This window comes from Burkholderia sp. 4NA327C6 (genome assembly GCF_005502655.1).
GTDB lineage: Bacteria > Pseudomonadota > Gammaproteobacteria > Burkholderiales > Burkholderiaceae > Burkholderia > Burkholderia contaminans.
This window is the reverse complement of sequence record NZ_SCNZ01000056.1, coordinates 14,685-35,979: the sequence shown is the minus strand read 5'-3', so window position 1 is coordinate 35,979 and position 21,295 is coordinate 14,685. Positions and strand designations below refer to the sequence as shown.

21 protein-coding genes are annotated in these 21,295 nt (G+C 68.6%); 10 read left to right on the top strand and 11 right to left on the bottom strand.

The window, feature by feature from the left end; all coding sequences use genetic code 11:
- Window positions 1-663: a response regulator gene (locus tag FFS49_RS35915; protein ID WP_039360640.1), complete on the bottom strand. Its 663-nt coding sequence runs from the start codon at window positions 661-663 to the stop codon at window positions 1-3.
- Window positions 664-849: 186 nt separating this feature from the next.
- On the opposite strand from FFS49_RS35915, the gene dacB reads away from it, so the two are divergent.
- From dacB to FFS49_RS35900, 3 genes are all read left to right on the top strand, one after another.
- Window positions 850-2,382: a D-alanyl-D-alanine carboxypeptidase/D-alanyl-D-alanine-endopeptidase gene (gene dacB, locus FFS49_RS35910; RefSeq protein WP_105815817.1), complete on the top strand. Its 1,533-nt coding sequence runs from the start codon at window positions 850-852 to the stop codon at window positions 2,380-2,382.
- A gap of 400 nt (window positions 2,383-2,782) precedes the next feature.
- Window positions 2,783-3,697 (top strand): sterol desaturase family protein, encoded by a 915-nt coding sequence (locus FFS49_RS35905; protein ID WP_105815814.1) that lies wholly within the window; start codon window positions 2,783-2,785, stop codon window positions 3,695-3,697.
- Between the two features lie 95 nt (window positions 3,698-3,792).
- Complete coding sequence (locus FFS49_RS35900; RefSeq protein ID WP_039360633.1) at window positions 3,793-4,923, top strand: SGNH/GDSL hydrolase family protein; 1,131 nt, start codon at window positions 3,793-3,795, stop codon at window positions 4,921-4,923.
- Between the two features lie 111 nt (window positions 4,924-5,034).
- On the opposite strand, the gene FFS49_RS35895 is transcribed toward FFS49_RS35900, so the two are convergent.
- From FFS49_RS35895 to pyk, 6 genes are all read right to left on the bottom strand, one after another.
- On the bottom strand, window positions 5,035-6,063 hold the full coding sequence (locus tag FFS49_RS35895; protein WP_071335016.1) for an L-threonylcarbamoyladenylate synthase: 1,029 nt from the start codon (window positions 6,061-6,063) through the stop codon (window positions 5,035-5,037).
- An 11-nt stretch (window positions 6,064-6,074) separates the two neighbouring features.
- On the bottom strand, window positions 6,075-7,286 hold the full coding sequence (locus FFS49_RS35890) for a 5-(carboxyamino)imidazole ribonucleotide synthase (protein WP_039360627.1): 1,212 nt from the start codon (window positions 7,284-7,286) through the stop codon (window positions 6,075-6,077).
- Between the two features lie 87 nt (window positions 7,287-7,373).
- Window positions 7,374-7,895 carry a 5-(carboxyamino)imidazole ribonucleotide mutase gene (gene purE / locus FFS49_RS35885; RefSeq protein WP_105815813.1) on the bottom strand — a complete coding sequence of 174 codons (522 nt, stop codon included), beginning with the start codon at window positions 7,893-7,895 and terminating at the stop codon, window positions 7,374-7,376.
- 16 nt (window positions 7,896-7,911) lie between these two features.
- On the bottom strand, window positions 7,912-8,802 hold the full coding sequence (locus FFS49_RS35880; RefSeq protein WP_039360621.1) for a phosphoribosylaminoimidazolesuccinocarboxamide synthase: 891 nt from the start codon (window positions 8,800-8,802) through the stop codon (window positions 7,912-7,914).
- A gap of 224 nt (window positions 8,803-9,026) precedes the next feature.
- The gene (gene fba / locus FFS49_RS35875; RefSeq protein WP_034189083.1) at window positions 9,027-10,091 is read right to left on the bottom strand and encodes a class II fructose-bisphosphate aldolase; all 1,065 of its coding nucleotides are present in this window, start codon (window positions 10,089-10,091) and stop codon (window positions 9,027-9,029) included.
- 314 nt (window positions 10,092-10,405) lie between these two features.
- On the bottom strand, window positions 10,406-11,842 hold the full coding sequence (gene pyk, locus FFS49_RS35870; protein WP_039360687.1) for a pyruvate kinase: 1,437 nt from the start codon (window positions 11,840-11,842) through the stop codon (window positions 10,406-10,408).
- Here pyk and FFS49_RS43015 point away from each other — a divergent pair.
- Window positions 11,841-11,969: a hypothetical protein gene (locus tag FFS49_RS43015; protein WP_256093618.1), complete on the top strand. Its 129-nt coding sequence runs from the start codon at window positions 11,841-11,843 to the stop codon at window positions 11,967-11,969. The genes pyk and FFS49_RS43015 overlap by 2 nt on opposite strands.
- 157 nt (window positions 11,970-12,126) lie before the next feature.
- Here FFS49_RS43015 and FFS49_RS35865 read toward each other — a convergent pair whose 3' ends face one another.
- From FFS49_RS35865 to FFS49_RS35855, 3 genes are all read right to left on the bottom strand, one after another.
- Window positions 12,127-13,323 (bottom strand): phosphoglycerate kinase, encoded by a 1,197-nt coding sequence (locus FFS49_RS35865; protein WP_011353068.1) that lies wholly within the window; start codon window positions 13,321-13,323, stop codon window positions 12,127-12,129.
- A 279-nt stretch (window positions 13,324-13,602) separates the two neighbouring features.
- Window positions 13,603-13,926, bottom strand: coding sequence for an AzlD domain-containing protein (locus FFS49_RS35860; protein WP_039360615.1), 324 nt, complete (start codon window positions 13,924-13,926; stop codon window positions 13,603-13,605).
- Window positions 13,923-14,678: an AzlC family ABC transporter permease gene (locus FFS49_RS35855; RefSeq protein WP_039360612.1), complete on the bottom strand. Its 756-nt coding sequence runs from the start codon at window positions 14,676-14,678 to the stop codon at window positions 13,923-13,925. The genes FFS49_RS35860 and FFS49_RS35855 overlap by 4 nt, the downstream gene beginning before the upstream one ends.
- A gap of 193 nt (window positions 14,679-14,871) precedes the next feature.
- Between FFS49_RS35855 and FFS49_RS35850 the strand changes: the two genes are divergently transcribed.
- The 6 genes from FFS49_RS35850 (at window position 14,872) to FFS49_RS35825 (ending at window position 19,442) form a co-directional block, all read left to right on the top strand.
- Entirely contained in the window at window positions 14,872-15,795 is a 924-nt protein-coding gene (locus tag FFS49_RS35850) for a branched-chain amino acid transaminase (RefSeq protein ID WP_011353071.1), read from the top strand.
- A 50-nt stretch (window positions 15,796-15,845) separates the two neighbouring features.
- Complete coding sequence (locus FFS49_RS35845; protein WP_006749970.1) at window positions 15,846-16,040, top strand: zinc-finger domain-containing protein; 195 nt, start codon at window positions 15,846-15,848, stop codon at window positions 16,038-16,040.
- Window positions 16,041-16,190: 150 nt separating this feature from the next.
- Window positions 16,191-17,228: a lipopolysaccharide heptosyltransferase II gene (gene waaF, locus FFS49_RS35840; protein ID WP_039360609.1), complete on the top strand. Its 1,038-nt coding sequence runs from the start codon at window positions 16,191-16,193 to the stop codon at window positions 17,226-17,228.
- Between the two features lie 115 nt (window positions 17,229-17,343).
- Window positions 17,344-17,790, top strand: a complete 447-nt coding sequence (locus FFS49_RS35835) for a nuclear transport factor 2 family protein (protein ID WP_006749968.1) — start codon at window positions 17,344-17,346, stop codon at window positions 17,788-17,790.
- 34 nt (window positions 17,791-17,824) lie between these two features.
- Window positions 17,825-18,862: a hydrolase gene (locus tag FFS49_RS35830; protein WP_105815812.1), complete on the top strand. Its 1,038-nt coding sequence runs from the start codon at window positions 17,825-17,827 to the stop codon at window positions 18,860-18,862.
- Window positions 18,855-19,442: a DUF2946 family protein gene (locus FFS49_RS35825; protein ID WP_071335020.1), complete on the top strand. Its 588-nt coding sequence runs from the start codon at window positions 18,855-18,857 to the stop codon at window positions 19,440-19,442. Before FFS49_RS35830 ends, FFS49_RS35825 begins: the two co-directional genes overlap by 8 nt.
- A gap of 39 nt (window positions 19,443-19,481) precedes the next feature.
- Here the strand turns inward: FFS49_RS35825 and FFS49_RS35820 are convergent, their stop codons facing one another.
- The gene (locus tag FFS49_RS35820; protein WP_039360601.1) at window positions 19,482-21,176 is read right to left on the bottom strand and encodes a M48 family metalloprotease; all 1,695 of its coding nucleotides are present in this window, start codon (window positions 21,174-21,176) and stop codon (window positions 19,482-19,484) included.
- Window positions 21,177-21,295 lie beyond the last annotated feature (119 nt).

Below are 21,295 nucleotides of genomic sequence, written 5' to 3'. Positions count from 1 at the left end.
TCAGCTTTCCTTGACGACCATGTAGCCGAGCCCGCGCACGTTGCGGATCAGGTCCGAGCCGAGCTTCTTGCGCAGCGCGTGGATGTAAACCTCGACGGTGTTGCTGCCGATCTCCTCGCCCCAGCCGTACATCTTCTCCTCGAGCTGGCTCTTCGACAGCACCGCGCCGGGCCGCGCGAGCAGCGCCTCGAGCAGCGCGAACTCGCGCGCGGACAGCGCGACGGGCACGCCGTCGAGCGTCACCTGGTGCGAAGCGGGATCGAGCGTCAGCGCGCCGTGGCGGATCAGCGATTCGCTGCGCCCGGCCTGGCGGCGGATCAGCGCGCGCATCCGCGCGCCCAGTTCATCGAGGTCGAACGGCTTGACGAGGTAGTCGTCGGCGCCCGCGTCGAGCCCCTTCACGCGATCGGCCACCGCGTCGCGCGCGGTGACGATCAGCACCGGCAGCGCCAGCCCGCGTGCGCGCAGCGTGCGCAGCACGTCGATGCCGTCGCGCTTCGGCAGGCCGAGGTCGAGCAGCAGCAGGTCGTACGTCTCGCCGCCGAGCGCCGTCAGCGCGGCGTCGCCGTCCTGCACCCAGTCGACCGCAAAGCCGTCCGAGCGCAGCGCCTTGCGCACGCCTTCGGCAATCATTCGATCATCTTCGACAAGCAGAATCCGCATCGGGACAGGCATCCATGGGGCGAGTCAAACACGCCGACCATTGTAGCGCCGCGAACCGGGCGCGCGGCACCGTGCAATGCAACAGAAAGGCGGATTGCAAGGGGGCTGTCCGGACTTGTCTCTACAATGTGCGCTTTGGCGCCGCGCGCGCCCTGCCCGAACGTCGTGCTTCTCCCGTATTCGCTCATGCCGATTTCCGATCTCTCCACCCGGTTCGCCCCCCGCGCCCGCATCTGCCTGCGAGCAGCCGCCATCGTCGCCACCTGTACTGCCCTCGCCTTCGCGCCTGCCGCGCAGGCCGGCAAGAAATCCCGCAAGGAAGCACGCAAGACCACGGTCGTATCGCCCGCCGCACGCGCGGCCGGCCTGCCGGCGTCCGTGCTCGTCGCGTTGCAGCGCGCGAAGGTGCCGGCGTCGGCGATGAGCGTCGTCGTCGAGCGCGTCGGCGATCCGGAACCGCTGATCGCGTGGAATGCGAGCCGGCCGATGATGCCTGCGTCGACGATGAAGCTCGTGACGACCTTCTCCGGCCTGTCGATCCTCGGCCCCGACTACCGCTGGCGCACGACCGCCTACACGGACGGCACGATCGACCCGGACGGCACGCTGCAGGGCAACCTGTACATCAAGGGCACCGGCGATCCGAAGCTCGTGCCCGAGGAGCTGATCGATCTCGTCGACAAGCTCCGCAAGGCCGGTGTCAAGCGCGTGGCCGGCGGCCTCGTGCTCGACAAGAGCTACTTCGCGGCCTCGACCCGCGATCTCCCTTCGTTCGACGACGACGCGAGCGCGCCGTACAACGTCGGCCCCGACCCGCTGCTGTACGCATTCAAGGCCGTTTCGTTCACCGTCACGCCGGGCGACGACGGCAAGGTGGCCGTCGACGTGCTGCCGCCGCTCGCGGACCTGTCGATCGACAACCAGCTGGTCGAGGGCTCGGGCTCGTGCAGCGCGGCCGCCGCGGCCGCGCGCCCGACGCTGACGGCCGGCGGCGGGATCATGACCGCGTCGTTCGCGGGCGACTACCCGCTGCGCTGCGGCGCGCACACGACCAACCTCGCGATCCTCGATCACACGACGTTCTTCGCGCGCGGCTTCCTCGCGCTGTGGCAGCAGGACGGTGGCACGATCGCGGGGCCGGTGAGCGAGGGCAAGGTGCCGACCACCGCGCGGCCCCTCGCCGTGCATCACAGCCCGGTGCTCGGCAGCATCGTCTACGACATCAACAAGTTCAGCAACAACGTGATGGCGCGCAACCTGTTCCTGACGATCGGCGCGGCCAGCGGCAAGCCGCCCGCGACGCCCGAGCAGTCGAGCCGCGTGATCCAGGCGTTCCTGCAGAAGAACGGCATCGCGATGCCCGACCTCGTGCTCGAGAACGGCTCGGGCCTGTCGCGCGAAGAGCATGTGAGCGCGCTGTCGCTTGCCGCGCTGCTGCAGGCCGCGAACGCGAGCCCCGTCGCGCAGGCTTTCGTCGATTCGCTGCCGATCGCCGGCATCGACGGCACGATGAAGAACCGCCTCACCAACGCCGGCGTGCTCGGCAACGCGCACATCAAGACCGGCACGCTGCGCGACGTGCGCGCGATCGCCGGCTACGTCGCCGGTGCGGACGGCCAGAGCTACATCGTCGTGAGCTTCATCAACAACGATCACGCCGAAGCCGCACGGGCCGCGCATGACTCGCTGCTCGAGTGGATCTACGCCGGCGCGCACTGACGTTGCGGCGCGCCACGACACACGGCGCGCCCATGACCTGCTGCCGGCGCACGTCGGCCCGCGTCGGCATCGGCGCAGCACCATGCAGCGGGTCGCCCTGACGCGCCGCCGGGGCGACCCGCCGGCGCCTTCGCACACCGAATCCCGCCCTCCCCGGTTTGAAACGCCAGCCGCCGCCGGCGCGCGACACACCGCGCGCCACTCACGCCCGAAAAACAGGGCCGCACCGCCTGACCCCGTGCCGCGCGGCTTCCGTAAAAACCCTGTCCTCAGAGGGAACCCTCTACGCTGCCCCCTCGCCTAGCGCGTGGCGATTGCGTAGGCTGTTGGCCTGACCGATATCTACAACGGGCGACACGCCCGGCCTCAAGGCTTGCAGGGGAAAGAAGGAGACACGCCCATGCGATTCGACGTCGAATTGCTTCTGCTCGCGCTGGCGCCCGTCTTCCTGCTCTGCATCGCGTGGGAGGCCTGGCACCTCGCCCGCACCCGTGCGCAGGACCCCGTCTATGCGTGGCGCGACACGCTGTGCAACGCGGCGCTCGCGCTGATGCACCAGGGCGCCGACAAGATCGCGTGGCTGTTCGTGATCCCCGTCTATGCGTACTGCTACCGGCACTATCGCCTGTTCACGTGGCACGACGGCTGGCTGTCGTTCGCGGTGCTGTTCGTCGCGCAGGATTTCCTCTACTACGTATTTCATCGTGCGAGCCATCGCGTGCGCTGGCTGTGGGCCGCGCACGTCGTGCACCACTCGTCCGAGCGGATGAATTTCTCGACCGCGTTCCGCCAGAGCCTGATGTACCCGGTCGCGGGGATGTGGGTGTTCTGGCTGCCGCTCGCGTTCGCCGGCTTTCCGCCGCAACAGGTCGTCGGCATCGTGCTGATCAACCTCGCGTTCCAGTTCTTCGTGCACACGCAGGCGATCGGCAAGCTCGGCTGGCTCGAATACGTGCTGAACACGCCGTCGATCCACCGTGCGCATCATGCGCGCAACCCGCGCTACATCGACCGCAATTACGCAGGCGTCCTGGTGATCTGGGATCGCCTGTTCGGCAGCTATGTCGAGGAAACGCCCGACGATCCGCCGCGGTACGGGATCGTCGAGCGGCTCGGCTCGAACAACCCGCTCGTCGCGACGTTCCACGAGTGGGTTTCGATGGCCGGCGACGCGTTGCGCGTCGACGGCTGGCGCAACAAGCTGCGCGCGATTTTCGGCCCGCCCGAATGGGCGAGCGCTTATCATGCGCAGATTGCCGAGGCCGCGAACCCCGATCCGCGCACCGTGCCGCTTGCGGTTGCGCGAGACCAATAAACCGTTTCAGCCAACGGCCGCCGCGCAGCCCGGAACCGAGCAGGCACGCGGCAGATGAGAGACACATCAGGCCATATCTACGAGGAGATCGAACGATGCAGACACAACAACACGCACCCGCCCGCACCCGTCAGCGCATGCTGCGCACCGCGCAGGTCGCGATCGCCGGCGCCGCACTGGCGCTGCTCGCCGCATGCGGCGGCGGTGACGACAACAACAGCAACAGCGCATCGAACACGCCGCCGTCGGGCGTGAAAATGCAGGTCGTATCGTTCGGCGACAGCCTGTCCGACGCCGGCACCTACTCGCAGATCAAGCTCGGCTTCGGCGGCGGCCGCTTCACGACCAACCCGGGCCAGGTGTGGACGCAGAACGTCGCGCAGTACTACGGCGACACGCTGCAGCCCGCGAACCAGGGCGGTTTCGGCATTCCGCTGCAGGCCACCGGCGGCCTCGGCTACGCACAGGGCGGCTCGCGCGTGACCCAGCAGCCGGGCATCGGCCATGCGGACGCCAGCGTGCCGAACGCCGATTACGCGCAAGCGACCACGACGCCGATCGCCGACCAGGTCAAGCAATACGTGTCGCAGCACGGCAGCTTCAACGCGGGCCAGATCGTGCTGCTGAACGGCGGCGCGAACGACATCTTCTACCAGGTCGCGGCGCTGCAGGCCGGCGCGATCACGCCGACGCAACTGCAGCAGAACATCGGCGCCGCCGCGCAACAGCTCGCGGGCATCGTGCAGCAGATCGTCGCCGCCGGCGCGACGCACGTGTTCGTGTCGAACGTGCCGGATATCGGCGGCACGCCGCTCGCGCTCCAGGGCGGTTCGCAGAAGACCCTCACGCAACTGTCGATGCTGTTCAACGGCACACTCGCCGCGACGCTGCAGGCGCTCAAGGTCGACACGACCAAGTACGTGCTGCTCGACACGTTCACGTGGCAGGACGGTATCCTCGCGAACTACCAGGCGAACGGCTTCGCCGTGTCGAACACCGACACCGCCTGTAACCTGAAGGCGATGGTGCAGGCCGCCACGCAGTACGGCGTCGCGAACGCAACCGCATTCGGCTCGTCGCTGTTCTGCTCGCCGCAGAACTACACGGTCGCGAACGCGGACCAGACCTACATGTTCGCCGACACGGTCCACCCGACCACGCGCCTGCATGCGCTGTTCGCGCAGTTCGCGCAGTCGAAGATCGCGGCCTCGGGCGTCGGCAAGTAAGCCGCCGGCCACGCGCCCAAACGAAAACGCCCGACCGGTTCGCGCCGGTCGGGCGTTTTTTCATGTGCGGGAAACCGGCGCGGCGACGGTCGCGTCAGCCGTGCGCCTTCGTCATTCGGCCGCTTCGAACGCCGCGGCTGCGCGGCCGAGCCGGTCGTTGACCGCGATCCATTCGACGGTCTCCGGCAACTTTTCGACGAGGATGCGCGCGACCTGTGCGCGGTCGAGCGCACGCAGCATCCCGTACAGCTCGCGCGCATACGCGGACGGATCTTCCGGTGCCGCGACGAAATGCACGCCGTCGGCCTGCGCCCACTGCCCCGCGCGCGACGCGCGGGCGACCAGCGCGACGCGTTCGCCATCGGTTTGCGCGGCCGCGAGCAACGGCTCGAGCGCGTCGAACGGCAGCAGCGCGAGCGGTGTGCGCGGCGCGTAGTGCGCCTTCAGCGTGCCGGACGCGCGCGGCGCGGTCGCGTCGCTGCCGTCCGGCAGCTTCGGCGCGCGGCCGAGCACGTCGGCGATCTGCTGCGGCGTCACGTGCCCCGGGCGCAGCAGCGCCGGGAAACCGCGCGACAGGTCGACGATCGTCGATTCGATACCGACTTCGGATGCGCCGCCGTCGAGCACGTGCACGGTGTCGCCGAATTCGTCGCGCACGTGCTGCGCGGTGGTCGGGCTCACATGGCCGAACCGGTTCGCGGACGGCGCAGCCACGCCGCCATGCCCGCCGCGCCGCGCGCTGAACGCGGCCAGCAGCGCCTGCGCAACCGGATGCGACGGGCAGCGCAGCCCGACCGAATCCTGGCCGCCGCTCACGGCGTCCGGAATGCGCGCGTGGCGCTTCAGGATCAGCGTCAGCGGGCCCGGCCAGAACGCATCGATCAACGCCTGCGCGTCGGCCGGCAGATCGTCGACCCAGTAGCCGGGATCGCCGCCGGGCGGCAGGTGCACGATCACCGGATGATTCGCGGGCCGCCCCTTCGCCGCGTAGATGCGCGCGACGGCCTCGGGATTCGCCGCATCGCCGCCGAGCCCGTAGACGGTTTCGGTCGGAAAGGCGACGAGCTGGCCCGCGTCGAGCAACGCGGCGGCCGCGTCGATCTGCGCAACAGTCACGGAGTTCGGAAGATCGATGGACATCGGCTGGCGCCTCAGTCGAGCGGCACGCGCAGCAGCTGCGCGCACGCGGTGGCCGCGGCAACGGCTTCGTCGCGCGTTTCGGCCGTGAAGTTCACGTGGCCCATCTTGCGGCCGATGCGCGCCTCTTCCTTGCCGTACAGGTGCAGGTGCGCGGTCGGCATCGCCGCGACCGTGTCCCACGGCGGCGTGACGGACTCGCCTGCGGCACCTGCGCCGGTCGCACCGTTCGGGAACCACACGTCGCCGAGGATGTTCAGCATCGCGGCCGGCGAATGCTGGCGCGTGTTGCCGAGCGGCATGCGCGTCATCGCGCGCACCTGCTGCTCGAACTGGCTCGTTGCGCACGCATCGACCGTGTAGTGGCCGGAGTTGTGCGGGCGCGGCGCCATCTCGTTCGCGACGAACGAACCGTCTTCCAGCACGAAGAATTCGACGCACAGCACGCCGACGTAGCCGAGCGTATCGGCAATCCGCACGGCGGCCTGCTGCGCCTCTTCGACGCGCGCCGCATCGGCGGCCGGCGCGGGCACGACGGTCAGCGCGAGGATGCCGTTGTGGTGCACGTTCTGCGCGAGCGGGAACGCGGCCGAGCGGCCGTCGGCGCCGCGCGCGATCAGCGCCGACACTTCGTATTTCAGCGGCAGGCGCTTTTCGAGCACGCACGGCACGCCGTTCAGCGCCGCATGCGCGTCGCGCGCTTCCTGCGCGGTGCTCACACGCACCTGGCCCTTGCCGTCGTAGCCGAGGCGCGCCGTCTTCAGGATGCCCGGCAGCACCGCGTCGAGGGCGGCGTCGTCGAGCGCGGCAAGCGCCGCCGCCGATTCGATCACGACGTGCGGCGCGACCGGCACGCCCGACGCTTCGATGAAGCGCTTCTCCGCGATCCGGTCCTGCGCGACCGCGACGCAGCGGCCGGCGGGCGCGACGAACGTCGTGCGCGCGAGGAAATCGAGGCTCGCAGCCGGCACGTTCTCGAATTCCGTCGATACCGCGTCGCACAGGTCGGCCAGTTCGGCGAGCGCGGCTTCGTCGTCGTAGGCCGCGCGCAGGTGGCGGTCGGCGACCGCGCCGGCGGGGCTCGTCGGATCGGGATCGAGCACGGCGACGCGATAGCCCATCGACTGGGCGGCAAAGCAGAACATGCGGCCGAGCTGGCCACCGCCGACCATGCCAAGCCACGCGCCGGGCAGGATCGGGGAAACGGAATCAGGAGTTGCGGTCATGTCAGTGGTCGGTCGCGGCGGGCGCTGCCCGCCGCAGTGGGGAGGTCAGGCAGCCGCCGGAATGGCAGTGCGGCCGCCGATGCGCCGTCATTCCAGCGGCGGCAGCACCATCGCGTGCGCGGCTTCGTTCTGGCGCACGCGGAACGCGGCGAGGCGATTCGCATAGTCGACCGCGTTGCCGGACAGGATCGACACCGCGAACAGCGCGGCATTCGCGGCACCAGCCTCGCCGATCGCGAACGTCGCGACGGGCACGCCCTTCGGCATCTGCACGATCGAGTGCAGCGAATCGACACCCTTCAGGTACTTGCTCGCGACCGGCACGCCGAGCACCGGCACCGTGGTTTTCGCGGCCAGCATGCCGGGCAGGTGCGCGGCGCCGCCGGCGCCCGCGATGATCGCGCGCAGCCCGCGCTCGCGCGCCTTCTCCGCATAATCGAACATCTCGTCGGGCATCCGGTGCGCGGACACGACCTTCGCTTCGTACGGCACGCCGAATTCCTGCAGGATGGCGACCGCGTGCTTCATCACGTCCCAGTCGGAACTCGAACCCATCAGCACGCCGACGAGCGGCGCGCTGTGCGTGTGGGCAGTCTGAACTTCGCTCATGTGTTCCGTTCCCCGATCAGGCCAGCGACTGGCCCGTGATGCGCTCGAGCGCTTCCTGGTACTTCGCGGCCGTCTTCTCGACGACGTCGGCCGGCAGCGCCGGCGCCGGCGCGGTCTTGCCCCACGGCTGCGCCTCGAGCCAGTCGCGCACGAACTGCTTGTCGAACGACGGCGGGTTCGTGCCGACTTCGTACTGGTCGGCCGGCCAGAAGCGCGACGAATCGGCGGTCAGCACTTCGTCCATCAGGTACAGCTTGCCGTGGTTGTCGAGGCCGAATTCGAACTTCGTGTCGGCGATGATGATGCCGCGCGTGGCCGCGTAGTCGGCCGCTTCCTTGTACAGCTTGATCGAGATGTCGCGGATCGTCGCGGCCAGCTCGGTGCCGATGCGGCGCTCGGTTTCCTCGAACGTGATGTTCTCGTCGTGCTCGCCCATCTCGGCCTTCGCGGCCGGCGTGAAGATCGGCTCGGGCAGCTTCTGCGCGTTCTGCAGGCCTTCCGGCAGCTGCACGCCGCACACGGCGCCCGACGCCTGGTATTCCTTCCAGCCGCTGCCGGCCAGGTAGCCGCGCACGACTGCTTCGATCATGATCGGCTCGAGGCGCTTGACGACCACGCCGCGGCCCTTCACCTGCTCGACCTCGTCGGCGGCGACAACCGCTTCCGGCGCGTCGCCCGTCAGGTGGTTCGGCACGATGTGCGCGAGCTTGTCGAACCAGAAGTTCGCCATCTGGTTCAGCACGCGGCCCTTGTTCGGAATCGGCTCGCCCATCACCACGTCGAATGCCGACAGGCGATCGGTCGTGACGATCAGGAGCTTGTCGTTGCCGACCGCGTAGTTATCGCGGACCTTGCCGCGACCGAGGAGCGGCAGCGAGCGGAGCGTGGATTCGTAGAGGGTAGACATCGTCTTTTCGCAGATAAGGAGCCAAACAAAAAGGGAAACGCCGTTCCCCGCGGCAGGCGGGAACGGCGGTCTTGCAATACGTCGGCGAACCGGCCGGGCGACAGCGCCCGGGCAGTTGCCGGCCGGCCCTCGTTCGGCCGGACGGAGCGGCTGTGGGGCCGGATCAGATCCGACCGGACAACCTTGCCGTTGCCCACATCGGGCGCGGCAATCGTACTACAGTCTCAGCGCACGACCTGTGCGAGCGCGCCGGACTTGTACTGCTCGGCGATCTTGTCGAGCGCCACCGGCTTGATCTTGCCGGCCTGGCCTTCGCAACCGAACGCGAGGTAGCGGTCGACGCAGACCTGCTTCGCCGCTTCGCGCGCGGGCTTCAGGTAGTCGCGCGGATCGAACTTGCCCGGGTTCTCGAACAGGTAGCGGCGGATCGCACCGGTGATCGCCAGACGCAGGTCGGTGTCGATGTTGATCTTGCGCACGCCGTGCTTGATGCCTTCCTGGATTTCCTCGACCGGCACGCCGTAGGTTTCCTTCATGTCGCCGCCGAATTCGCGGATCTCGGCCAGCAGTTCCTGCGGCACCGACGACGAACCGTGCATCACGAGGTGGGTGTTCGGGATGCGCGCGTGGATTTCCTTGATGCGCTGGATCGACAGGATGTCGCCCGTCGGCTTCTTCGAGAACTTGTACGCGCCGTGCGACGTGCCGATCGCGATCGCGAGTGCATCGCACTGCGTGAGCTTCACGAAGTCGGCGGCCTGCTCCGGATCGGTCAGCAGCTGCTCGCGGGTCATCGTGCCTTCCGCGCCGTGGCCGTCTTCCTTGTCGCCCTTCATCGTCTCGAGCGAGCCGAGCACGCCGAGTTCGGCCTCGACCGTCACGCCGATGGAGTGCGCCATCTCGACGACCTTGCGCGACACGTCGACGTTGTACTCGTACGATGCGACCGTCTTGCCGTCGGCTTCCAGCGAACCGTCCATCATCACGCTGGTGAAGCCGCTGCGGATCGCGGCCATGCAGACTGCCGGCGACTGGCCGTGATCCTGGTGCATCACGACCGGGATGTGCGGGTACGACTCGACTGCTGCTTCGATCAGGTGGCGCAGGAACGGCTCGCCCGCGTACTTACGCGCGCCGGCCGATGCCTGCATGATCACGGGCGCGCCGACCTGGTCCGCCGCCGCCATGATCGCCTGGACCTGCTCCAGGTTGTTCACGTTGAAGGCCGGCAGGCCGTAACCGTGCTCCGCCGCGTGGTCCAGCAATTGACGCATTGATACGAGAGGCATTGTGGAACTCCATGGAATGAAAACCGGTGCGCCCTGACGCCGGCGCGGCGCTCGCTCCCGGTCGAACCCGGGGTGGCGCGGCGCGGCTGAGCGTCGAATAGCCGCATTTTATCGCGAAGCGCCTCCGATTCCGACCGCCCGGTGGCGACGACTCGCAATTTGTTACGTTCGCACGGCACAATGCGGGCAAAAATGAGAAAAAAAGCCGCGTGGGGCTTCGACCCCACGCGGCTTTCGCGTAAAAAACGGTGCCTGATCGATTTTCCAGCCGATCCGGCGCCGGCCCGCAGGCCGGCCCGATGTTCAGCCGGCGCTCAATAGTGCTCGCCGACCCGCACGATCTTCAGCGTGTTGGTGCCGCCCGCCTGCCCCATCGGCTCGCCGACGGTCAGCACGACCATGTCGCCGTGCTGCACGTAGCCCTGCTTGACGACGATCTCGAGCGCCGCCTGCAGCGCCGAGTCGCGGTCGCTGTTGAAGTCGACGTGCAGCGGCGTCACGTTGCGGTACAGCGCCATCGTGCGCTCGCTGCCGACGCGCGGCGTCAGCGCGAAGATCGGCACGTGCGTGTAGTGACGCGACATCCACAGCGCGGTCGCGCCCGATTCGGTCAGCGCGATGATCGCCTTCGCGCCCAGGTGGTATGCGGTGAACAGCGCGCCCATCGCGATCGACTGGTCGATCCGCGTGAACGTGCGGTCGAGGAAATCCTTGTCCAGCTCGACTTCTTCCGACTTCTCCGCCTCGACGCACACGGCCGCCATCGTCTCGATCGTGACGACCGGATACTTGCCGGCGGCCGTCTCGGCCGACAGCATCACCGCGTCGGTGCCGTCGAGCACCGCGTTCGCGACGTCCGATACTTCCGCACGCGTCGGCACCGGCGCGTGGATCATCGATTCCATCATCTGCGTCGCGGTGATCACGAGCTTGTTCGACTCGCGCGCCATCCGGATCATCCGCTTCTGCAGCGCCGGCACGGCCGCGTTGCCCACTTCCACCGCAAGGTCGCCGCGCGCGACCATGATGCCGTCGGACGCGTCGAGAATGCTTTGCAGCGCCGGAATCGCTTCCGCGCGCTCGATCTTCGCGATCATTTTCGGCTTGATGCCGTACGGCGCGCCCGCGATGTTCGCGAGCTGGCGCGCCATTTCCATGTCGGTCGCGTTCTTCGGGAACGACACCGCCACCAGGTCCGCGCCGAGCGACATCGCGGTGCGGATGTCTTCCATGTCCTTCGCGGTCAGTGCGGGGGCCGACAGGCCGCCGCCCTGGCGGTTGATGCCCTTGTTGTTCGACAGCTCGCCCCCCACCTTGACGATCGTGTGGATCTCGTCGCCGAGCACGCGCTCGACGGTCAGCACGATCAGGCCGTCGTTCAGCAGCAGCAGGTCGCCCGTGCGCAGGTCACGCGGCAGTTCCTTGTAGTCGAGGCCGACGCGCTCGTCGTTGCCCAGCTCGCAGCCCGCGTCGAGGATGAAGGCCTGGCCCGGCTCGAGCGTCGTCTTGCCGTTCTCGAACTTGCCGACGCGGATCTTCGGGCCCTGGAGGTCGGCCATGATCGCGATCTCGCGCCCGACCTTGCGGGCGGCCTCGCGCACCATCTCGGCGCGCTGGCGGTGATCGTCGGCCGTGCCGTGCGAAAAATTGAGCCGCACGACATCGAGGCCCGCCTGCATCATCTGCAGCAGAATCTCCGGCGAACTGGAAGCCGGGCCGATCGTGGCGACTATCTTGGTGGCGCGCTGCATGAAACTCCTCATCTGGATCAAGGTGGATGCGCTGGGTGAAACGCTGCGAGAGCCGGAAGCGGCAGGCCCAGCGGCCGCCGCTCCGGGGGGCGTGCCGGTGCTTGCGCCCGGCATCGCTTTGTTCTGAATCTCGTGGTGCTGCTCGGCCGCGTCGCCGGCGGCCGCCGGTGCGCGCGGGGCGGTGTTCGCCCGCGCGGGCGCGCGTTTGCGCTTGCCCGCGCCGGCCGCGGGCTCCGCTTTCGCGGAGCGCGCGGCCTTCGTCACCCCTGCGCGCGCCGCCACGCTCAGGCCGCCCGCGTTTCCAGCACTTCCACCGCCGGCAGCTTCTTCCCCTCGAGGAACTCGAGGAAGGCGCCGCCGCCCGTCGAGATGTAGCTGACCTGGTCATGGATGCCGTACTTCGCGATGGCCGCGAGCGTGTCGCCGCCGCCCGCGATCGAGAACGCGGACGATTTGGCGATCGCTTCCGCGAGCGTCTTGGTGCCGTTGCCGAACTGGTCGAACTCGAACACGCCGACCGGGCCGTTCCACACGATCGTGCCGGCCTTCTCGAGCTGGCTCGCGAGCGCCTTGGCGGTATCGGGACCGATGTCGAGGATCATGTCGTCCGCTTCGATGTCGGCGACCTGCTTCACCGTGGCCACGGCCGTCGGCGAGAACTCCTTGGCCGTCACGACGTCGGTCGGGATCGGCACCGACGCGCCACGCTCGCGCGCTTCGTCGATGATCGCCTTCGCCTCGTTGACGAGGTCGGCTTCCGCGAGCGACTTGCCGATCGACAGGCCGGCCGCGAGCATGAACGTGTTCGCGATGCCGCCGCCGACGATCAGCTGGTCGACCTTGCCGGCCAGCGACTTGAGGATCGTGAGCTTGGTCGACACCTTCGAGCCGGCGACGATCGCCACCAGCGGGCGCGCCGGGTTGCCGAGCGCCTTGCCGAGCGCGTCGAGTTCGGCGGCCAGCAGCGGGCCCGCGCACGCGACCGGCGCGTACTTCGCGATCCCGTGCGTGGTCGCTTCCGCGCGGTGCGCGGTGCCGAACGCGTCGTTCACGTACACGTCGCAGAGCTTCGCCATCTTCTGCGCGAGCTCGTCCGAATTCTTCTTCTCGCCCTTGTTCACGCGGCAGTTCTCGAGCAGCACGACCTGGCCCGGCGCAACGTTCACGCCGTTCTCGACCCAGTTCGACACCAGCGGCACGTCACGGCCGAGCAGCTCGGCGAGCCGCTTCGCGACCGGCGCGAGCGAATCTTCCGGCTTGAATTCGCCTTCGGTCGGACGGCCGAGGTGCGACGTGACCATCACGGCCGCGCCGGCGTCGAGCGCGGCCTGGATGGCCGGCACGGACGCGCGCACGCGCGTGTCTTCGGTGATGTTGCCCTGGTCGTCCTGCGGGACGTTCAGGTCGGCACGGATGAATACCCGCTTGCCGGCGAGCTGGCCGGCGGCGATCAGGTCGGTAAGACGCTTGACTTGGCTCATGTTGAACAAATTGAAGTGGTGGATGGGGAAAGGGGGTTCACGCTGGACGTGCGCGGGCTGCCGCGAAAGGGCGCCGGATGCGGCCGTGGCTGGCGGTTCGCATGACGCGCACGGGTAAAAAATCTTGAACGGGCATTCTAGCCGATCCACCCGGCAGACTGACCCGCGGGCGGCGAATTCCGCCTATTTGGGATCGCGCGCCGGAATGGACACATTGCCGCAACGCAGCAATGCACCCGCGCAAGCGGCCGGTACGCGGCGGGCCTGAACGGCGGACCATCAGAAGACCAGGCGCAGCACGGTGAAGACGAGCATCCCGACGACGATCGTGCCGAGCATGCTGCGCCGCCACAGGAACCAGCCGAGGCCGGCGAGCGCCGCGTAGAACGGATGGTTGGACAGCGCGAACGACAGCCCGCCCGGCGTTTCGAGCACGTCGGGCAGCACGACGGCGACCAGTGCCGCCGCCGGCGCGTAGCGCAACGCGCGCTGCGCACGCTCGGGCAGCACGGTGCGTTCGCCGCCGATCAGGAACAGCGCGCGCGTGACGGCCGTGACGATCGTCATTCCGATGATGACGATCCAGATTTCCGTCGCGCTCATTCAATTTCCTTTTCGTGCACGGTTTCGGTGCGGATGCGCCGCCAGTCGGCCCGCTCGACGAAGAAATCGGCCGTGCAGCCGGCCGCGAGCGCGGCGAGCACCGCGAGCGGCAGCGCGAGCCGGTACGGCAGGTCGAACGCGATGAGCGACACGATGCCGGCGACCGCGACGGCCGCGAGCGTCGAGCGGTTCGCGACCGCCGACACCATGATGGGAATCAGCGCGAGCGTGCCGGCCAGTTCCAGCCCCCAGCTTGCGGGAAAGACGCTCGCGAGCAGGATGCCGGCGAGCGACGACACCTGCCACGACAGCCAGCTCGCAAGCGCCATCCCCCAGAAATACGCTTCCTTGCCGGGCACGTGGCCATAGGCGAAGCCCTGTTTCTGGAACAGCAGGTAGATCACGTCGCCGTTGAAATAGCCGATCGCGAGGCGCCGCCACAGCGGCAGGTAGGAAAAATGGGGAGCCAGCCCGGCGCTGAAGATCACGAAGCGCGTGTTGACCATCGCGGCCGTGAGCAGGATGGTCCAGATCGGCAGCTTCGCCGCGAGGAGCGGCAGCACCGCGAGCTGCGACGAGCCCGCGTAGACCAGCAGCGACATCGCGCTCGCCTGCCAGAGTGTCATGACCGACTTGCTCATCGCGATGCCGGTGACGAGCCCCCACGAGAAAATCGCCATCAGCGTCGGGGAATAGTCGCGCGCGCCCTGGATCAGCGCGAAGCGGTCGGTGGCGGACAATCGAGCGAGCATGGGAAGCGGGCCGCGGCGGGCGGTTCGTCGGGCCGCCGGCGCCTCCTGCCGGTACGACCCGTCGTTATTGGAATCGGTACCGGGCGATTATAGCGCCGGCCCCGCGCCGACCGACCGGATCGCCTTCAAATGACGCTAAAATAAGCGTCTTTCCGGCTCAACGCTGCATACAACCGCATCCCAGGAGAAATCTATGTCAATGGCCGACCGCGACGGCAAGATCTGGATGGACGGCAAGCTGATCGACTGGCGCGACGCCAAGATCCACGTCCTGACCCACACGCTGCATTACGGCATGGGCGTCTTCGAGGGCGTGCGCGCGTACAAGTCGGCCGACGGCAGCACCGCGATCTTCCGCCTGTACGAGCACACGAAACGTCTGCTGAATTCGGCGAAGATCTTCCAGATGGACGTGCCGTTCGACCGGGAAACGCTCGAAGCCGCGCAGCTCGAAGTCGTGCGCGAGAACAAGCTCGAGTCGTGCTACCTGCGCCCGATCATCTGGGTCGGTTCGGAAAAGCTCGGCGTGGCCGCGAAGGGCAACACGATCCACGTCGCGATCGCAGCATGGCCGTGGGGCGCGTACCTCGGCGAGGAAGGCCTCGCGAAGGGCATCCGCGTGAAGACGTCGTCGTTCACGCGCCACCACGTGAACGTGTCGATGGTGCGCGCGAAGGCGTCGGGCTGGTACGTGAACTCGATCCTGGCGAACCAGGAAGCCACCGCCGACGGCTACGACGAAGCGCTGCTGCTCGACGTCGACGGCTACGTGTCGGAAGGCTCCGGCGAGAACTTCTTCCTGGTGAACAACGGCAAGCTGTACACGCCCGACCTGTCGTCGTGCCTCGACGGCATCACGCGCGATACCGTCATCACGCTCGCGAAGGACGCCGGCATCGAGGTGATCGAGAAGCGCATCACGCGCGACGAGGTCTACACGGCCGACGAAGCATTCTTCACCGGCACGGCCGCCGAAGTCACGCCGATCCGCGAGCTCGACAACCGCACGATCGGCAGCGGCGCGCGCGGCCCCGTCACGGAAAAGCTCCAGTCGGCGTTTTTCGATATCGTGTCGGGCAAGAACGCGAAGTACGCGCACTGGCTGACGAAGGTCTGAGCGCGCCGCGCCACCGACCGCCCCACAAAAGAGTGATAAGAGAAAGTCTCATGAGTGAAATCAAGGAAATGCCGCTGGTCGAGCTGACGGCCAAGGATCTTCCCGCGTACTGCCCGAACCCGGCCATGGCGCGCTGGAGCGCCCACCCGCGCGTCTTCATCGACGTCTCGCACGGCGAAGCACGCTGCCCGTACTGCGGCACGCGCTACAAGCTGCGTGACGGCGAGGTCGTCAAGGGCCACTGAGCCCCGGCGCCCGGGCCTGCAGGCTGATGCAGGCCCGCCGACTGCCCAGGCGGCGCAGCCGGATTGCCGGCGCGCCGCCGTTCTCCATTCTGGCAACCCGAACGCGGCGCCTGAGCGCCGTGCTTCATTACGACATCGGAAGTCGACCTGATGCGTCGAGCGCTGGTTATCGCACCGAACTGGATCGGTGACGCATTGATGGCGCAGCCGCTTTTTGCGCTGCTGAAGAAAAACCATCCCCGCATCGCGATCGATGCCGTCGCGCCCTCGTGGGTCGCGCCCGTGCTCGAGCGGATGCCCGAGATCCACGATGTCTACGCGACCGATCTCGCGCACGGCAAGCTGCAGCTGCTGCGCCGCTGGCAACTCGCGAGCGACCTGCGCGACGTCGGCTACGACGCGGCGTACGTGCTGCCGAATTCGCTGAAATCCGCGGTGATCCCGTGGCTCGCGAACATCCCGCTGCGGGTCGGCTACACGGGCGAGCACCGCTACGGGCTGCTGAACGTGCGGCACGCGAACCCCGACAAGTCGGGCGAGCGGCCGCCGATGACGGCCCATTACGCGGCGCTCGCATACGCGCCGGGCGCGAAGCTGCCCGAGTCGATGAAGACGCTGCCCGCGCCGCGCCTCGACGCCGATCTCAACGAGACGGCGCGCGTGTCCGCACGTTTCAATCTCGATACGCGCAAGCCGCTCGTCGTGTTCTGCCCGGGCGCGGAATACGGTCCGGCCAAGCGCTGGCCGCCCGAGCACTTCGCATCGCTCGCCACCATCGTCCACCAGTCGTTCCCGTACACGCAGATCGTCGCGCTCGGCTCGCAGAAGGACGCCGCCGCCGCACAGGCGATCGCGGACCACGCGCCGAACGTGCGCAACCTGTGCGGGCAGACGTCGCTGTCGGAGGCGTGCGCGCTGATCGCGCGCGCGAACGCGGTGGTCACCAACGATTCAGGGCTGATGCACGTTGCCGCCGCGCTACGCCGGCCGCTCGTCGCGCTGTACGGATCGACCGATCCGCGCCACACCCCTCCGCTGTCGGACCTGGCGAAGGTACAATGGCTTCATCTCGAATGCAGTCCCTGCTTCGAACGCGAGTGCCCGCTCGGCCACCTGAAGTGCCTGCGCGAACTCGGTCCCGAGCAGGTATTCGGCGATTTGCGCGGCATGCTCGTCGGGCAGCGCTGACCCTGGCCGGCAGCGTCGCACGGCGCGCCGGGCAATCCGATTCACCGGTGTACGGCGGCTCCATCCGGGCCGCCGTGCTGAATACGGCGCGCGACGCGCGCGAGAGATAACCCCGATGCCACGTTTTGCCCGCCTCTTCGAAGCCGCCGCCGATACGCTGAACGCCTACTACCAGGCCGTCGCCGATGCCAATCTCGACGCGCTGCTGGGATTGTGGATCGACGAGGATTTCGCCAGCTGCGTATGGGCGGACGGCGAGCATCTGCACGGCCTCGACCAGATTCGCAGCGGGCTCGCCAACCGGCTCGCCACGCGCCCCGTGACGATCGAGCCGCTCGACATCCGCGTGTACGACAGCCTCGGCACGGTCGTCTATACGATCGCCGAAGCGCATCAGCAGGCCGACCTGACGGCCGAACCCGACATGGTTTTCGCGACGTACGTGATGATTCACGAACGTGGCGAGTGGCGCATCGCGCATATTCACGCGAGCCCGATTCCCGAACAGGCGGCCGGACAATTCGCCGCGAAGATCCGTCATGGGCAGGGTCCGCTGCACTGACGAAAAGACGAAGCAACGCATACGCGGGGCGATCATGAGTACGGCTTCTCCGCCCACCTCGCCGCTGACCGGGGCCCCGGCCCCCGACGACGACATACTGCGCTATCGCGCACCACGCTGGCTGCCCAATAGCCATGCACAAACCATCGTGCCCGCGCTGTTCGCACGGCGCCCCGTCGTCGCTTACCGACGAGAGCGATGGGAAACCCCCGACCACGACTTCATCGATCTCGATTGGGTCGCGCATCTCGACAGCGCCGCGCCGGCACCCGATGCGCCGCTGTTCGTGCTGTTCCACGGCCTCGAGGGCAGCTCCGGCTCGCACTACGCGCTCGCGATGATGGCCGCCGCGCGCGCAAAGGGCTGGCACGCCGTCGTGCCGCACTTCCGCAGTTGCAGCGGCGAGATCAACCGCCAGCCGCGCTTCTACCATCTCGCCGACAGCGCCGAGGTCGACTGGATCCTGCGCCGGCTCGCCGCGCAGCATCGCGGGCCGCTCGTCGCGGCCGGCGTATCGCTCGGCGGCAACGTGCTGCTGCGCTGGCTCGGCGAGCATCGCAGCGACACGTCGATCCTGCGGGCGGCCGCCGCGATCTCGACGCCGATCGACGTGCATGCCGGCGGGCGCGCGCTGTCGCAAGGCTTTGCGATGGTCTACACGCGCAGCTTCCTGAAGACGCTCAAGCGCAAGGCGCTCGCGAAGCTCGACCAGTACCCGGGGCTGTTCGACCGCGAAGCCATGCTGCAGGCCGTGACGATGCGCGACTTCGACGAGGTCGTGACCGCGCCGCTGCACGGTTTCGCCGATGCGGACGACTACTGGACCAAGGCGACGACACGGCCGCTGCTCCCCGCGATCGACGTGCCGACGCTGATCCTCAACGCCCGCAACGACCCGTTCCTGCCTGAATCGGCGCTACCGGGCCCGGCCGACGTGTCGTCGGCCGTCGAGCTCGACCAGCCTGCAGCCGGCGGGCACGCGGGATTCATGACCGGGCCGTTCCCCGGCCGCCTCGACTGGCTGTCGGCGCGGGTGTTCGGCTATTGCTCCAAATTCGTCGACCATGGATGACATCGTCAGGCAGGCCCTCGCCAAATGGCCGAACGTCCCGCACTGTACCGGCTGGCTGCTGCTCGACCGGCGCGGCGAATGGCGGCTGCGCGACGACGCGGCGCAGGCGGCCGGCGAGCTCGGTTCGCCGATCCGGCATGCGGCGCTGAACGCGTTCATCGGCCGCAACTACGAATGTGATGAGCAGGGCCAGTGGTTCTTCCAGAACGGCCCGCAGCGCGTGTACGTCGAGCTTGCCTATACGCCCTGGGTCGTCCGGCTCGCCGAGCGCGACGGGCAGCTCACGCTCACCGACCAGACCGGCACGCCGTTCGAACCGGACGAAGCCTGGCTCGACGACGCAGGCGGCGTGCTGTTTCGCGCAGCCGGCACGCCGCCGCGCATCGCGGCGCTGCACGATCACGACCTCGGGCTATTCGCCGATCACGCCGATCTCGATGCCGCGCCACCCGTGCTGCGCTGGCGCGACGGCCGCACGCTGCCGCTCGGCAGCATCGCCGGTGCGGACGTGCCCACGCGGTTCGGCTACGTCGCAAGCCCGGCGCAACAGGCCCGCAATACAGCTGACAGCGGCAACTGACCCGCAGCGGCTTCGCCCGCGCTTCCCGTGCGCCGGCCGCTACCCGCGGCCGTTCTTCTCGTCTTCGCGCTCTTCCTTGTAGCGTGCTTCGAATTCCAGCAGCCGCGCGCCGATCATCGACTGCTCGTAGAACGACACGTCCTTCGCATCGCGCGCCTCCTTCAGCTGGCGAATCGCCGACGGCCATGCGCCGTCGAGCGCGAGCTTCTCCGCGAGCGCGCGGCGCCGCGCCAGCAGATCGCCCTTGCCGTCGCTCGCCTTCGCAAGATAGTCCCACCAGTCCGGCTGCTCGGGGTCGGCCTTCGCCTGCGCGCGTGCCTGCGCCTGCGCTTCCGCGAAACGGCGCGCCGCGATCAGCGCCTGAAGATGCGCGACGATCGCGGCGTGCGAGGCCGGCCAGCGCCGCTGCGCGAGCGCCGCAAGCCGCACTGCGTCGTCGGCCCGACCCGCGCGGCGCGCGATGTCGGCGGCCAGGACGTCGAGGCTCGGCGAGCTCGTCGCCGGATCACCCTCGCGCCGCTCACGCGCGTCGAACTCGCTGCGTGCCGACGCGAGCGCCTTGCCGGCTGCGTCGTACTCGCCGAGCAGCGCATTCGCGAGCGCGATGCCATACCAGTTCGCCGCGACGTTCGGCGCGGTGCGATCGTCGATCTCGAACTGCATCCGCCGCGCCTCGGCCGCGATGTCGGTCGGCGCGCGGTTCTGCAGCACGCGCAACCGCGCACGCACGAACCCGTATTCGGGCGACTGGCGCGGCTGCCGGTACGGCGCGCGGCGCGCGCGATCCTCCATGTCGGCGATCCGCTCGCCCGTCAGCGGGTGCGTGCGCGCGTAGGCCGGCACGCCCGCATCGCCCATCGACGCGCGGTCGAGCCGCTCGAAGAAGCCCGGCATCCCGTACGGGTCATAGCCCGCGCCCGCGAGCAGCTGGAAGCCGACGCGATCGGCCTCGCGCTCGGCCGAACGCGAGAAGCGCAGCTGGTTGTCCACCGCGTACGCCTGCCCGCCCACCGCGATCGCGCTGCCGAGGTCGCCGCTTCTCGCGAGAACGCCGGCCAGCACGCCGAGCAGCATCGCCGCGAGCGCCGTATAGCCGGTCTTCTCGTTCGCACCGATCATCCGCGCGATGTGCCGCTGCAGCACGTGCCCCATCTCGTGGCCGACCACCGACGCGAGTTCCGACTCCGTCTGCGTCGTGACGACGAGCCCGCTGTTGATCCCGATGAACCCGCCCGGCATCGAGAACGCATTGATCTGCGGATCGCGCACCGGGAACAGGTCGAAGTCCGGCGTGTAGCCGCCGATGAAGCGCGCGGCCGCCGCAGCCGCGAGCCGCGCCGCCATCGCGTTCAGGTAGTCGCGCACGAGCCAGTCGTCGAGATAGTCGGGATCGCGCCGCACTTCGCGCATCACGCGCTCGCCGAGCCGGCGCTCGGCCTGCGGCGTCAACGAACCGCCGGAACCGTCGCCCAGGTCGGGCAGCTCCAGCGAGCGAAGCGGCGCACGCAGGCTCGCGGCCGGCGCCGACGCGCCGCCCGTATCCGAAAACCGGCTCTCCGCGCCGCCGTACGTGCCGAACACGCCGGCCGCGATGCCGGACGGCACGGTGGAAATCGACCTGGCGCCGCCGGCCGCCGATTCGAGCGGCGGCGCGGACGCGCTCTGCGCATGGCCGCTCGGCGGCAACGCAAGCGCCACCGACAGCGACACGGCAAGCAACTGTTTGACACGCATGGCAGGATGAAAACGACGCCGTCCCGCGCGCCCGGCGCGCATCGCGGCGTTTGGTCTGAATATTCGGGTCATTGTACCGGCGGCAGCATGACTGTCCCGTTCGGCATGGACGCCATCTG

Excerpts from the sequence above, each read along its gene's own strand:
- FFS49_RS35915 (WP_039360640.1), bottom strand. The coding sequence starts at position 663 with ATGCGGATTCTGCTTGTCGAAGATGATCGAATGATTGCCGAAGGCGTG.
- dacB (WP_105815817.1), top strand. The coding sequence starts at position 850 with ATGCCGATTTCCGATCTCTCCACCCGGTTCGCCCCCCGCGCCCGCATC.
- FFS49_RS35905 (WP_105815814.1), top strand. The coding sequence starts at position 2,783 with ATGCGATTCGACGTCGAATTGCTTCTGCTCGCGCTGGCGCCCGTCTTC.
- FFS49_RS35900 (WP_039360633.1), top strand. The coding sequence starts at position 3,793 with ATGCAGACACAACAACACGCACCCGCCCGCACCCGTCAGCGCATGCTG.
- FFS49_RS35895 (WP_071335016.1), bottom strand. The coding sequence starts at position 6,063 with ATGTCCATCGATCTTCCGAACTCCGTGACTGTTGCGCAGATCGACGCG.
- FFS49_RS35890 (WP_039360627.1), bottom strand. The coding sequence starts at position 7,286 with ATGACCGCAACTCCTGATTCCGTTTCCCCGATCCTGCCCGGCGCGTGG.
- purE (WP_105815813.1), bottom strand. The coding sequence starts at position 7,895 with ATGAGCGAAGTTCAGACTGCCCACACGCACAGCGCGCCGCTCGTCGGC.
- FFS49_RS35880 (WP_039360621.1), bottom strand. The coding sequence starts at position 8,802 with ATGTCTACCCTCTACGAATCCACGCTCCGCTCGCTGCCGCTCCTCGGT.
- fba (WP_034189083.1), bottom strand. The coding sequence starts at position 10,091 with ATGCCTCTCGTATCAATGCGTCAATTGCTGGACCACGCGGCGGAGCAC.
- FFS49_RS43015 (WP_256093618.1), top strand. The coding sequence starts at position 11,841 with ATGAAACTCCTCATCTGGATCAAGGTGGATGCGCTGGGTGAAACGCTG.
- pyk (WP_039360687.1), bottom strand. The coding sequence starts at position 11,842 with ATGCAGCGCGCCACCAAGATAGTCGCCACGATCGGCCCGGCTTCCAGT.
- FFS49_RS35865 (WP_011353068.1), bottom strand. The coding sequence starts at position 13,323 with ATGAGCCAAGTCAAGCGTCTTACCGACCTGATCGCCGCCGGCCAGCTC.
- FFS49_RS35860 (WP_039360615.1), bottom strand. The coding sequence starts at position 13,926 with ATGAGCGCGACGGAAATCTGGATCGTCATCATCGGAATGACGATCGTC.
- FFS49_RS35855 (WP_039360612.1), bottom strand. The coding sequence starts at position 14,678 with ATGCTCGCTCGATTGTCCGCCACCGACCGCTTCGCGCTGATCCAGGGC.
- FFS49_RS35850 (WP_011353071.1), top strand. The coding sequence starts at position 14,872 with ATGTCAATGGCCGACCGCGACGGCAAGATCTGGATGGACGGCAAGCTG.
- FFS49_RS35845 (WP_006749970.1), top strand. The coding sequence starts at position 15,846 with ATGAGTGAAATCAAGGAAATGCCGCTGGTCGAGCTGACGGCCAAGGAT.
- waaF (WP_039360609.1), top strand. The coding sequence starts at position 16,191 with ATGCGTCGAGCGCTGGTTATCGCACCGAACTGGATCGGTGACGCATTG.
- FFS49_RS35835 (WP_006749968.1), top strand. The coding sequence starts at position 17,344 with ATGCCACGTTTTGCCCGCCTCTTCGAAGCCGCCGCCGATACGCTGAAC.
- FFS49_RS35830 (WP_105815812.1), top strand. The coding sequence starts at position 17,825 with ATGAGTACGGCTTCTCCGCCCACCTCGCCGCTGACCGGGGCCCCGGCC.
- FFS49_RS35825 (WP_071335020.1), top strand. The coding sequence starts at position 18,855 with ATGGATGACATCGTCAGGCAGGCCCTCGCCAAATGGCCGAACGTCCCG.
- FFS49_RS35820 (WP_039360601.1), bottom strand. The coding sequence starts at position 21,176 with ATGCGTGTCAAACAGTTGCTTGCCGTGTCGCTGTCGGTGGCGCTTGCG.